General features: G+C 38.6%; 12 protein-coding genes, 1 pseudogene and 1 riboswitch. All 13 genes and pseudogenes read right to left on the reverse strand.

The features are described from left to right. Positions 1-21 precede the first annotated feature (21 nt). The 13 genes and pseudogenes from I2484_RS06705 to I2484_RS06765 all read right to left on the reverse strand — a co-directional run bounded on the left by I2484_RS06705 (position 22) and on the right by I2484_RS06765 (position 12,383). Positions 22-168 carry a YezD family protein gene (locus tag I2484_RS06705; protein ID WP_207150260.1) on the reverse strand — a complete coding sequence of 49 codons (147 nt, stop codon included), beginning with the start codon at positions 166-168 and terminating at the stop codon, positions 22-24. A gap of 32 nt (positions 169-200) precedes the next feature. Then, positions 201-959, reverse strand: a complete 759-nt coding sequence (locus I2484_RS06710; RefSeq protein WP_207150261.1) for a sirohydrochlorin chelatase — start codon at positions 957-959, stop codon at positions 201-203. A gap of 67 nt (positions 960-1,026) precedes the next feature. After that, entirely contained in the window at positions 1,027-1,809 is a 783-nt protein-coding gene (gene cobA, locus I2484_RS06715; protein ID WP_207150262.1) for a uroporphyrinogen-III C-methyltransferase, read from the reverse strand. Between the two features lie 44 nt (positions 1,810-1,853). Beyond that, positions 1,854-3,002 (reverse strand): sulfate adenylyltransferase, encoded by a 1,149-nt coding sequence (sat, locus tag I2484_RS06720; RefSeq protein ID WP_207150263.1) that lies wholly within the window; start codon positions 3,000-3,002, stop codon positions 1,854-1,856. Further along, the gene (locus I2484_RS06725; RefSeq protein ID WP_207150264.1) at positions 3,003-3,731 is read right to left on the reverse strand and encodes a phosphoadenylyl-sulfate reductase; all 729 of its coding nucleotides are present in this window, start codon (positions 3,729-3,731) and stop codon (positions 3,003-3,005) included. A 347-nt stretch (positions 3,732-4,078) separates the two neighbouring features. Continuing rightward, complete coding sequence (gene cysC / locus I2484_RS06730) at positions 4,079-4,681, reverse strand: adenylyl-sulfate kinase (RefSeq protein WP_207150265.1); 603 nt, start codon at positions 4,679-4,681, stop codon at positions 4,079-4,081. Between the two features lie 224 nt (positions 4,682-4,905). Beyond that, a riboswitch (SAM riboswitch) is annotated at positions 4,906-5,006 on the reverse strand. 314 nt (positions 5,007-5,320) lie between these two features. Beyond that, complete coding sequence (locus I2484_RS06735; RefSeq protein ID WP_207150266.1) at positions 5,321-6,595, reverse strand: TRAP transporter large permease; 1,275 nt, start codon at positions 6,593-6,595, stop codon at positions 5,321-5,323. Beyond that, on the reverse strand, positions 6,592-7,068 hold the full coding sequence (locus tag I2484_RS06740; protein WP_207150267.1) for a TRAP transporter small permease: 477 nt from the start codon (positions 7,066-7,068) through the stop codon (positions 6,592-6,594). Before I2484_RS06740 ends, I2484_RS06735 begins: the two co-directional genes overlap by 4 nt. Before the next feature lie 65 nt (positions 7,069-7,133). Further along, a complete protein-coding gene (locus I2484_RS06745; RefSeq protein WP_207150288.1) occupies positions 7,134-8,120 on the reverse strand; it encodes a TRAP transporter substrate-binding protein in 987 nt (328 codons plus the stop codon). Positions 8,121-8,632: 512 nt separating this feature from the next. After that, a pseudogene (locus I2484_RS21960) lies at positions 8,633-8,791 on the reverse strand (amino acid ABC transporter ATP-binding protein); the annotation flags it as partial. 154 nt (positions 8,792-8,945) lie between these two features. Further along, complete coding sequence (locus I2484_RS06755; RefSeq protein WP_207150268.1) at positions 8,946-10,121, reverse strand: acyl-CoA dehydrogenase family protein; 1,176 nt, start codon at positions 10,119-10,121, stop codon at positions 8,946-8,948. 258 nt (positions 10,122-10,379) lie between these two features. Further along, entirely contained in the window at positions 10,380-11,726 is a 1,347-nt protein-coding gene (locus tag I2484_RS06760) for a trypsin-like peptidase domain-containing protein (protein ID WP_207150269.1), read from the reverse strand. 240 nt (positions 11,727-11,966) lie between these two features. Further along, positions 11,967-12,383 (reverse strand): HEAT repeat domain-containing protein, encoded by a 417-nt coding sequence (locus I2484_RS06765; protein ID WP_207150289.1) that lies wholly within the window; start codon positions 12,381-12,383, stop codon positions 11,967-11,969. Positions 12,384-12,652 lie beyond the last annotated feature (269 nt).

Here is a 12,652-nt window from a genome sequence, read left to right on the forward strand (position 1 = left end):
CACAGTTTTTAAAAAAGAGAATTATTTCAATCTGATTTTCTCATTTCTCTCTATTTGAACCACAACATTGTCTTGAATAACCAATGTGATAGAGCCATAATTCATAGTACTCAACATCTGTTTAACATTTTCTATGGTAAGTTCATGATTTTGTTCACGTTTTTCCATAATCCCTTTTCATCCTTCCAGACAAAGTCACTTCATAAAATGGGCTGACTGATTTGATTTATTTCAAGTAACTCATTCACCCGTTCAACAAGCACATCCTGGACATATTTGTGATAACCCAGATTTTCACAAAGAATTAGCTGCTGACAACTAGTAGATTGTTTCACAATCTTTTTTTCAATGCCATTCATTAAAATACCTGTAAATAATAAGTATGGAATAATGAAAACTTGCTTTTGAGGTGCTTGCTGTAGTTGCAGTAATGCTTCATCGAAATGAGGCTCCGCTCCGTAAAGAAAACAAACAGTTACTTTATTAAAGGAATACTTGTCAGCAAGAAGCAGTGCAATTTCGTTTAAATCATGCTTTACTGCGGGATCACTACTCCCCCTGCCTACGATTAACACCTGAGCATCTTCTGCGATCGTTACTTGTTGTTCAACAACTCGATCATATAAACTATCAACAATTTTCGGATGAATGCCAAATGCTTTTCCGTATGTAAATTCAATATCGGGATACATGACTTTTCCCACCTCGATTTCAAATGGAATATCTTCATTTGCATGCGCCGCAGTTAATAAAAGTATAGGAACAACAGCAATCTTAGTAGCTCCGCGTTCCACGCACTTCGTAATCCCTTCATCCACACTTGGCGCCGCCAGTTCTAAAAAACAAATCTCTTGAATCGAAACATCGATCATTGCTTGACTGCTCTTAATAAACTGAATGGCTTCTTCGACACCTGCTTTAATCCGGCTACCGTGGCCCACATATAGAACTGCCTGCATGCTAATCCCTCCTTATCAAATCCGCCTCGGCGTAATTGCGTCCTTATCAAGTAATTAAGTTAAACTGCTAGTATGCAGATACTTCTTTAATGCTATTTTGGTTCAATCCCGTTTGTTCGAACCACTGAATCTTCTCCCGCAACTTCACAACTTCACCGACAATGATCATACTTGGGTTTTTAATTTCGGATTCTCTCGCAATCTCTACAATTGTAGAAAGTGTACCTGTAATCGTATACTGTGCTTCTGTCGTTCCCCAATGAACAAGTGCTACTGGCGTGCTCTCAGGTCGGCCGTGCTTCGTCAGTTGCTCACAGATATAAGGTAAGTTTCCGACACCCATATAAATCGCTAAGGTATCAATACCGACCGCAAGACTCTCCCAGTGGATGGAATCGCTTTTTCCAGCACGCATATGGCCCGTTACAATCGCAAAACTCGAACTAAGATCGCGATGTGTGACTGGGATACCCGCATAAGCAGGAGCTGCAATCCCAGCTGTAATTCCCGGAACCACCTCAAAGGGAATTCCATTATCCGCAAGAACTTCTGCCTCTTCAGCTCCTCTTCCAAAAACGAATGGATCTCCACCTTTTAAGCGTGTGACGATTTTTCCTTGCTTCGCATATTTCACTAAGAAGTGGTTAATCGTCTCCTGAATCATTGCATGATAGTTTGGGAGTTTTCCGCAATAAATTAAGTCAGCTCCCGGCTTTGCATAGGTAAGTAGCTCTTTATTAATTAAACGATCATACAATATGACATCCGCTTGTTGAATACATCTCATCCCTTTAACGGTGATTAAATCAACATCTCCAGGTCCAGCTCCAACTATATATACTTTTCCCATTCTTATCTCTCCTCTCACCGCTCAGTTCTACCATAAAATCATTGTTAGGAATGAATCTCTTCTTTTTGCATTCCCGCAATTAATACGTCGATCACTTCCGGGCGACTAAATGTCGATGGCAGCTGTTCTCCCTTACGAAGCATTTCCCTCACTTTTGTACCAGACAAGATTACATGGTGACTGACATCATGCGGGCATGTTTTTGGTGTTGCCATATTGCCGCATTTATTGCAGTAAAAGCTATGCTCGAAAAATAATAACGTAATTCCAAGTTCTCCAAGCGTAAAATTGCTAAAGATTTTCTGAGCATCATACGTACCATAATAATTACCAACACCCGCATGGTCGCGACCAACGATGAAGTGTGTACAACCAAAATTCTTTCGAACCATCGCATGGAACACCGCTTCTCTTGGTCCGGCATAGCGCATTGCCGCTGTAAATACACCTAAAAACACATGCTCTTTCGCATAATAGTTTGCTAGTAATACTTCATAGCTTTCCATGCGTACATCTGCTGGAATATCATCCGATTTCGTTTCACCCACAAGTGGATTCAAAAATAATCCATCTACAATTTCCAATGCAGTCTTTTGAATATACTCATGTGCTCTATGAACCGGATTTCTTGTTTGGAAACCAACGACTGTTTTCCAACCGAGCTCTTGGAACTTTTGCCTTGTTTCAATTGGGTCATATAAGTACTCCGAAAACTCATTCAGTGGTCTTCTCTGAATCAGCGTGATCGTGCCGCCAAGATAGACATTAGGACGTTCAAACAACTTCTTCACGCCAGGATGTTCGCGGTCTGTCGTTTGATAAACCAGTTCAGCTTCTTTTTCCTTATCTGGTGTGAAAATATCCGATACTTCGAGAACACCATAGACAACTCCATCTCTCTCTAATTTCACAAAATTCCCAACAGCGATACCTTGTGCATTCAATTCCGTTGTTGGCAATGTAATCGGAATTGTCCAAGGAACTCCAGTAGATAATCTCATTGTTGCAACAACAGAATTGTAATCTACTTCTGTCAAAAATCCAGTTAATGGACTATATGCACCCGTACCAATTAAATCCAAGTCGCTGCTAGCAATTTCGTCTAATTCAACTACTTTTGTAAGCCCTTCGAACTCAAAATCAGGATTCCAGCAATTAATTAATGTACCGCCATGCGGTTGACTCAAACTCATTTAAATTCCCCCATTTTCGTTAGGATTATGCAAGCCACACTCTGTCTTTGTTTGATTTGCCCAGCGCCCTGACCTCGACCCCGTCGTTGTATCCCCTTTAAATGTACAGTGTGTGCAACCGATACTCGGATAGCCTTGGTCATGGAGTGGATTATAGGGCAAGTTATGTTTTTTTATATAATCCCAAATATCTGTCCACGACCAATGAATCAGTGGGCAAATTTTAATCGATTGAAAGGTTTCATCCTTGTTCACAAAGTTCGTCTGACTTCTTGATGGGGATTGTTCGCGCCTAAGTCCGGATAACCAAGCGGTCGTATCACTCATCGCTTCCCGGAGAGGAATTACTTTCCTCATATGACAACAACGATCCGGCTGTCTTTCCCATAGTCGATCACCATATTTGTCAGCTTGTTCCTCAGCCGTTAAGTTAGGCTTTTTCATTTCAATTACCAGCTTTGGATAACGTTTCTTTACTTCTTCGATTAAGGCATGCGTTTCTTGAAAATGAAATCCCGTTTCGAGAAAGACCACTTTAGCAGCCGGTTTTATTTGTGAGATTAAATCTACCATTACGATTCCTTCAACCCCAAAACTACACGCATATACAAGCTCATCGTCGTATTCCTTGTAAGCCCATCGCAACACGTTTAACGCACCTTTTGACTCGTCATCAATCGAAAAAGTTTCGGCAGTCTCAGCCCAAGATTTGTACGTCAACTTCGCCATACTAATTCCATCCCCTCTAAACTTAATAACTCGAATACCTTTTCTTTTATAAAAAACGACTTTAATCGGTTAGTGATTAAAGTCGCCTCTACTCTTTAGTCAGCGAATTGTTCTTATGCGCTCAATTGTCTAGTAGCTTCTGGATTTCCAGTCAGCTAGTGATTAGCGTTATACTAACTTTATTATTCCTATGTGTCAAGTAGGTTTAAAGACATTATATTCCTAAACAACTAAGATGTTACGTGTTTAGTAGTTTATTAAATTTATATTTGGAAAGACAAGGTCTCTTCGAGTCCGTTGTTGCGCATTGGGTAGTCTACGTTAAATTTATGCAGGTATTCATATGTTCAACAGATATAGTTATTTTCTTTTAAATAAGAAACGATACGTTCAACGGATTCTTCAATGCTTAACTGATTAGTATCAATGATTATTTCTGGATTATCAGGTTCTTCATAAGGAGCATCAATTCCTGTAAATCCTTTAATTTCACCCAATCTTGCTTTTTTATAAAATCCCTTTGGATCTCGTTCTTCGCATGTTGCCAAGCTAGCCTTGACGTATATTTCGATAAATTCATTGGCTTCGACTATTTCCCGGACTTGATCTCGATCTTCCTGATAAGGAGAAATGAATGCAGTTAATGTCAACAAACCCGCATCGACCATTAGTTTGGACACTTCACCGATTCTGCGAATATTTTCCGTCCGATCATCTGGGCTAAACCCGAGATTCTTATTTAAACCATGCCGGACATTATCCCCATCCAATCGATATGTGTGGATGTTCTCTGCATGTAACGCTGTTTCTAGTGCTACTGAAACTGTTGACTTCCCTGAACCTGATAGTCCTGTGAACCAAAGAATAGCACTTTTATGGCCCTTTAGTTCTAGTCTATTTTCTTTTGTTACCTCTGATTCATGCCAAACGATATTTGTAGACTCTGTCATTGTTTGCCCCCTAAAATCATTTATTTCTGGTTTGATTGTTATATACAAAAAAAACACCTTTTCACCCGATACAAATAATCGATTAGAAAGATGCCTTTAGTTGTCTAATTAGCAAATATGAAGTTATGTCAAAAATTGAATGTCTTACAACTTTTACAGGGAAAATAAAAAACCCGCTTCTAGTAGAATAAGAAGAGGTTAATAGCATCAAACATATATTACTCCTCTTATCTGCTAAACTTTCGTTTACCGGAATTGGCACAGTACTAAGCAGTCTGTTGCCGAGGCTTCATAGGGCCAGTCCCTCAACCTCTCTGGATAAGATATAAACTATTAAGTTGAGTCCAATATTACATTATCAAAAACTTAAAGTCAATGATTTTTCAGAATTTATTTTTATTCCTATAAGTTTAGTTAGTTTTAAAAGACAATACACGTCCTAAAGACATAGTTGAAGATTGCCAGCAAGGATCGATTCATTTGTTCTCCACAAAACTGATTTATAACCCTTTCTAATCCTGTCGATCAACTTACAATACTTCTATTATTTTGAGAAACATACTCCAAGCAAATCGTAAAGAAACACGACTCTAACTAGAGTCGTGTTTCTTTATTTATTAATCCGTAACTAAATACTTATCATTTCATAAATGCACCTAAAAAGAGACTGATCTGCGGGATAAATGAAATGATAATAATATCAAGAATCATCACAATGATGAACGGAATAATCGCCTTTACAAGGCTTTCAAATTTCGTTCCAGCAATGTTTGCAGCAACAAATAAGTTAATACCGACTGGAGGTGTGATAAAACCAATTGCCAAGTTGAAGATCATAATGATACCAAAGTGGACGAGATCGATTCCTAGAGCGCTGACAATTGGTACAAGAATTGGTGTCAAAATAATGATTGCTGCAGAAGTTTCCAGGAAAGTTCCTATAAAGAGTAATAGAACATTAATAATTAACAAGGCGATAATCCAATTATCTGTGACACCAAGCATAACCTCTGTTATTTCTCTCGGTACACGCGCTCTTGTTAAGTAATAACCAAATATCGATGCCCCGGCAATAATAAACATGATCACCGCAGAAACAACAACAGATGATGAGAATATTTCTATTAAATCTTTAAATTTAATTTCTTTGTAAATGAATACACCGACTATTAAACCATAAACAACAGCAACTACTGCTGCTTCAGTAGGTGTAAATATCCCGCCATAAATCCCGCCTAAAATAATCACAGGCATCAAAATCGCCAAAATCGCATCAGCGAATGCTTTGAAAAAATCGATGATTGTAAAACGCTCTCCGCCGCCATATCCCTTTTTTAGTGAGATAACATAGACAAGAATCAAAAGCGAAACGACAACCAAAATCCCAGGTAAAATTCCTGCGATGAATAAAGAACTAATTGATACACCCGCAGACACACCATAAAGGACGAGTGGCACACTGGGCGGTATCATTACACCGATTGTTCCACCAGCAGCTTGTACCGCAGTAGAAAAACTTTTATCATATCCTTTTTTAACCATGGCAGGAATTAACAGTGATCCGACCGCTGCAGTTGTTGCTGCAGCTGACCCAGAAATTGCGGCAAAAAATGCACAGGCAATGATTGATACAATCGCAAGTCCACCCGTTACACGCCCGAACAAAACGTTTGCCAGGTGAATCAATCTCCTGGATATTCCGCCGTTCTCCATCAATTTACCAGCTAATATGAAAAATGGTATTGCCAGTAGAGGAAATGATGCAACGGAATTAAACATACGCTGCATCAGAACGATTAAAGAAACTTGTCCATCTACCAAGAATACGAGGGAAGATGCCATTCCTAAGGCTACTGCAATAGGTACTCCAATCAAAAATAACAATGCGAGTAATACGAATAAAAGAATAGTCATACCATTTTACCCCCTGTCTTTACTCCCTTAGTAAACAGGTGGACAAGATTAATGATTAAAAACAACCCACTAATAGGTATAACAGAATATACTAAACCCATTGGAATCCTTAATACAGGAGATAATTGTGCCATCGACTGCCTTGCCAAATCGTAACCTTGAACAATCATAATTATGTAAAAAGCAATACTTGCAATAGTTGCCATCGTAAAGAAGACTTTACGTACGGAAACAGGAAATAGTTCAATGAAAAAATCAACACCAATATGGGCTTTCAAAGACATCGCATAGGCTGCTCCTAAAAATGTAAGCCAGACCAAACAATAGATCGCCAATTCCTCAGACCAGGCCAATGGCTTATTAATTACGAATCGAAATACGACTTGCATAAATACTGAACCGGTTAATACAGCCATAATAAGATTTAAAAAATGTTTCATAAATAAGTTTAAGTAGCCAATGGATTTGCCCAAATGATCCCTCCTTAATGTAAAGAAGGGAGAACAAAGCTCTCCCTTTTTCCTTCTATTATTAACTGCTACTGTGCATCAATAATTTGATTCAACAGCTCCTGGTATTCAATTGTTGCATAGACAGGCTTGACCGCTTCTTGGAAAGGTACCAAATCTACATCCTCAATAATTTCAACGCCATTATCTTTTAGTTTCTGAATTGATTCTTTTTCCATTTCAACGATTAAATCACGTTGTTTTGCACCTGCTTTTTGGCCTTCTTCTAGAACGATTGCTCGTAAATCTTCTGGTAGTTTATCATACGTTTTTTGACTCATCATAAACATTGCTACGGAGTATACGTGGCCTGTTAATGTCATATATTTTTGTTTTGACTCGTACAACTTGAATTGGTCCGCAACAATTGCGGGGTTCTCTTGTGCATCCACAACCCCTTGTTGTAATCCCGTCAACGCTTCCGTCCATGCCATAGGTGTTGGTTGTGCACCTAGTGCTTTAAATGCTGCAATATGAATTTCATTTTCTTGTGTTCTAATTTTAAGGCCCTTTAAATCTTCAGGTTTATTGACTGGATGTTTACCGTTTGTAATGTGACGATACCCATTTTCTCCCCATGAAAGTCCGATGATTCCATGTTCACCCATTTTCCTAAACAATTCATCACCAATTTCACCTTCTAAAATCTCCACTGCGGTTTCACGGTTTTTAAAGATAAACGGAACGTCAAGTACGCTCAATTCTGGGACAAAATTTGTTACAGGAGCAGTTGAAGATACAACTAAGTCCACTGTCCCCAAAGTTAGCCCTTCCGTCAATTCCCTTTCGGCACCAATTTCTGAGTTTGCAAAAACTTCAATTGTTACACGACCATCGGTACGCTCTTTCACATTTTCCGCCATTTCAAGGAAAGTAATATTGTAAGGATGGTCCTCTGGTAAAGAGTGTCCTGCTTGAAGCGTGAATTTTTCGCCGGGTTTCGAATCTCCTTTTGAAGTTTCACCTGATTCCCCTGAATCCGAACATGCTGCAACGATTACTAACATCAAAGCCATAATAAATAGTAACCCAAACTTTTGTTTCTTCACTACTTTTCCCCCTTTATCTCTATCCACTAATCAAAATACTCAGTGTGTTTCTCACGAGTTTCTTTATTTTTCCAGATAGTATGGCATTATACCTATGCATTTCAATGATATGAAGTGAACTTGTCCATTAACCTTTACTTCTATAATTCAAATTGACATAGATATATCCAAAAAAAGAATATTAACTCCTATCCTTTTCTAATTATACGACAGTAATTTAATAGTTCAATGTTTTCTTTCAACTATTACACTAGTCACCTTAAAATTAAGCGTATAAAGATTATTTTCGACCTTTCGCAAATCGAATTCCATTTCACACTCCCCTTACTTGATATCAAAGCAATCAAAGAAAAACCCGTCATATTCGATAGACGAGTTAGTGTTGATTATAACATTCTAGCGTACGCAGAATCACATTATAGAACCAAAGTTAATTACTCACATTGTTGATACCCCAGTCAAATATGATATGTAAAATCTTACGGCAAGACCCTGTTTAAAAACTTCTGTGATCGCTCTTCTTTTGGATTTACAAAGATTTCGTGGGGTGCTCCTTTCACCACTGCGACTCCGCCATCCATAAATAATACTTTGTTTGCTATATCCTTCGTAAAATCCATTTCATGCGTGACAACCAATATCGTTGTATAACCAGTCGCTATTTTCCTTGCAAACTTAATTCCCCTTATTTTCGCCGCTGTTAGGATAAAGCCCAAGAGAGTGCCAAACTGTACGGAAAGAATTGCAACGATAAATGTCATTTTTAAATTTCATCCCTTAAATCCAAGTATTTTATATATGGATATTATTTGTATTTTTATCCACTTCAATTGCAGTCAGTGCCAATTTCTTAATTGTCATATCGTCCATAGGGGGATTGTGCAATCCTGCCCTGACATCCCGATAATAGCGCTGTAATGGATTCGTGCGTTGGAGACTTTTTGCACCTACGATTCTCATTGCTTTATCAACAATCGTAATGGCTGAATTCGTAATGGTATGCTTGACAACTGCAACCTCATTTGTCAGATAGCCCCTTCGAGATTCGTCATCATAGGCCTCCGCCACACTGTAAATCAGATGCCTCGCCTGGATTAATTCCAAATCAATTTCTCCTAGCAATTGTTGAACATTCGGCAGTTGACTAATCGGCCCATTCAGGCTGTTAGGAGAATAAGTAGTTGCAAAATGAACAGCATAATCACGCGCTGCTTGTGCAATTCCGAGATAACATGCCGGAATATGAAGAAGCCAGCCACTAAACGGAGCACCACTTGGTTTGTCAGGGAGTTCAACAAGTTTTGACTCTTCGACTTTTACTTGATTGAGAACAAGATCATGGCTTCCAGTTCCCCTCATCGAAATGACATCCCAGGTCTGATCAATCGTCAGCCCTTCTAAATCTTTGTGCAGCAGGAAGAATCCTACTTGTTGTAGTTCTTCAATCCAGGCAGATGTTAGAAAATAAGTTAATACTGGAGAAGCCGTTGTAAAGGTTTTGCGCCCTGACAATACCCATGAACCATCTTTTTTCACCGCATTTGTTCCTGGGCGTCCTCCCCTAGTTGGGCTTCCTGTTTGTGCTTCACTCACAGAGCGGTTCACTAAGGCGCCGTTCAGAACTTCCTTGGCAAAAAAGTCGAGATTTTGATTACTCCATAACTTACTGTCAAAAAGTTCACCGACAACCCCAAGGTTCCATCCGATAGAAAGTGCTGTATTGCCGTCAAAACTAGCTAGTGTCTCTTGAAGGAGTACCATATCGTAGACTTTTAGCCCTTCTCCCCCGTAAGCCACTGGAATCGTACTACTTGTATAACCCATTTGGATTAAATCTTGAATATTTTCTGTAGGGAAGATAGCTAGTTCATCAGTTTGAGCTGACGTATTTTTGAATTTCGTTTCTTCCTTATACAACTTTTCTAACCAAGTCTTTTGACGTTCTGTTTTGACAAATAAGCTATTCACAATTTATCCCCCTAATGTTGTCTAATGAAGCTAAGCTATCTTTCTAGTTAGTAGTTTATTATATGTATATAATTCCAATACGTTTCATCGGGATTTGATTAATAATAAGCTACGACTAATTATTCTGTCAAGGTAATTCCTGCTTTTCACGAAATAACTATAAAAAACCCCTCTTTCTAAAATGAAAAGAGGGTTCGGCGGTTCTAAAGTATAGTATCACTTTATGGGTAAAATTGACTTTCATAACCAATGCTGCTATTAATCATCAATAAAAACATCTGAAATTTGATAGTAGCCGTTTTCATCCATGACAATATGGTACTCTTTATAGCGCTCATAATTAGTGATACCTTCCGCGGAATTGATGAATTCAAATTCCTCAAATGTATGAATAACAGCATAATCAGCATAGATTTCAATATCCGTTATTGTATTATTTATAAAGTCGAATGTCATTCCCTCTCCGGCAATGTCTTGAATATACTCATCGAACTCGTTATAAGCCGGGCTATCAGGTAAAAGCAAATCCTCAATCCAATAAAACTCTTCATACTGCAAAGCTGTTTCATAATACTCCCGGAAAGTTACTATAAAGTTTGAAAGTGATTCTTCGTCGAACGAAAACTCATAATGATCATCGTAAACAAACTCTTCGTAGTAGGAGTCATCCTGTTCGCTAGCGCTATCTTCGTACGCATAATCATCGTAGACCCCAAATACAGCGGCTACTTCATTTGCATTCATCGGCTTTTCCGCCCATTGATCCAGCAACCCGATGACACTATACATCGGAATCGAAAAACCGAATAGATTATTTTTTGTATAGATTAATGAGTTAATACCAATCACTTTTCCAGTTTTCGCGTCAACTAAAGGACCACCGCTACTCCCTTGATCAATTTGTGCATCGATTTGGTAAACCTTTTCATAAACAAAACCAAGCTCCATATCACGATTTAGCCCTGTTAAATAACCGATAGATGCCGAGTTTTCAAACCCTTGAGGACTTCCAAGCGCTATGACCTCTGTTCCAATTGAAGATTCTTTACTCTCAGCCAACAACGGCTCAACATTCAAATAATCGGCAGCACGAATTAATGCCACATCATAGCGATCAGAAATACCAATCACTTTCCCTAATGAATCCTGACCACTCGAATTACGAACAATAACATCTGTAAATCCTGCAACCACATGCGCATTCGTTACAATAAGACCACCATCTTTATAAAGAAATCCTGAGCCTAAGCCATCTTCCGTAAAAATCGTGAACACTTTCGGCATCGTCTCTTTAATAACTAGCGTCTTATCTTTTTCTTGTGCCGCAGTCTTAACTGGAGTGGGCTTAGATTCTAGCTGGACTGGCTTCTTTTCGAGATCGGCCGAGTGAATTTCTTCTACCACTGGCTTACTGGAAGCCACTTCGGAATTCGAAATAGTCAAAAATCCATAGCCGACTCCACTAAAAATTAGCATAGATATAAGTATACCAGCGATAAGCCAACCTTTACGTGAAGAGCGGCCTTCTTCCGCTATGATTTGACCACATCCCCCGCAAAATCTTGCTGTATTTTCGTTTTTGACACCGCATTTCGAGCAAAACATGATCCCACCTCCTTTTGACTTATTACTGTTACTATCGACTTACTTCATTATAAATGAAGGCTTCGAATTTGGCTTCCCTTGATAACACTTCTATGACTGTCGACAACACCGATGATCAGAATAGTGTTTGATGAAATCCTTCTCCAATGCACAATCATAAAAATATACTAAAAAAACGATTGCAAACTAACTGCAATCGTTTTTTATCCTATTAATATAATAGAAGAACTTTGAAGCGTTTTACTTTTTATTTGCCGTTTCCCATACATTTTCAAGCCACGCTTCAAACTCATCGCCTTTGTCACCTTCATACGTATCATACAAATCAAGTCTCATGTTCTTCAACTTTTCTTTATATTCTTCGAACGTGTGGTCTCTTGGCAAGCTTTTCTTAATTCTGAGGAAAACTTTGTTGGCATCTTTAATCAATTCAAATCGATTTCTTGGTGGTAATTCAACATCTTCACCAAATTTCACAAGATTGCGGTGAGCGGCTTCTACTACTTTATATACGGCATCGTTGTTCATTCTGTGTAAAAGTATATCGATAGTCCGTTTATGTTTCCATTGTCCCAATTCTTCAATCGTATCTAAACGTAGTCTCCAATTCGATGCCCGGTTAACTGCCTTCCGTAATTCATCGTAATTTGGCGGCATTTCATTTTTTATTTCGTTAGTCAAGTGATCCAATCTCCTTCTATTTCAATATCCTGTTTAGTTAAGGGAAACTCCATATGTACTATACAATACCCTTCAATATGTATTGTACCATTATCTGCTGAACTACATACCTTTTTTCATATATTCCGCCACTTTTTAAATGTAATCTGTTAATGCTGCATTCAAAGGTCCAATTGTTGACGGGGTTATCTGTCCAAGGCTTGATGGCTATACTGTCCATTAGAGTCTACAGAAAGGAAAAACGT

This window comes from Sporosarcina sp. E16_8, assembly GCF_017347095.1.
GTDB lineage: Bacteria > Bacillota > Bacilli > Bacillales_A > Planococcaceae > Sporosarcina.

Coding starts and splice junctions, on each gene's coding strand:
- I2484_RS06705 (WP_207150260.1), bottom strand. CDS start 168: ATGGAAAAACGTGAACAAAATCATGAACTTACCATAGAAAATGTTAAA.
- I2484_RS06710 (WP_207150261.1), bottom strand. CDS start 959: ATGCAGGCAGTTCTATATGTGGGCCACGGTAGCCGGATTAAAGCAGGT.
- cobA (WP_207150262.1), bottom strand. CDS start 1,809: ATGGGAAAAGTATATATAGTTGGAGCTGGACCTGGAGATGTTGATTTA.
- sat (WP_207150263.1), bottom strand. CDS start 3,002: ATGAGTTTGAGTCAACCGCATGGCGGTACATTAATTAATTGCTGGAAT.
- I2484_RS06725 (WP_207150264.1), bottom strand. CDS start 3,731: ATGGCGAAGTTGACGTACAAATCTTGGGCTGAGACTGCCGAAACTTTT.
- cysC (WP_207150265.1), bottom strand. CDS start 4,681: ATGACAGAGTCTACAAATATCGTTTGGCATGAATCAGAGGTAACAAAA.
- I2484_RS06735 (WP_207150266.1), bottom strand. CDS start 6,595: ATGACTATTCTTTTATTCGTATTACTCGCATTGTTATTTTTGATTGGA.
- I2484_RS06745 (WP_207150288.1), bottom strand. CDS start 8,120: ATGGCTTTGATGTTAGTAATCGTTGCAGCATGTTCGGATTCAGGGGAA.
- I2484_RS06760 (WP_207150269.1), bottom strand. CDS start 11,726: ATGTTTTGCTCGAAATGCGGTGTCAAAAACGAAAATACAGCAAGATTT.
- I2484_RS06765 (WP_207150289.1), bottom strand. CDS start 12,383: ATGCCGCCAAATTACGATGAATTACGGAAGGCAGTTAACCGGGCATCG.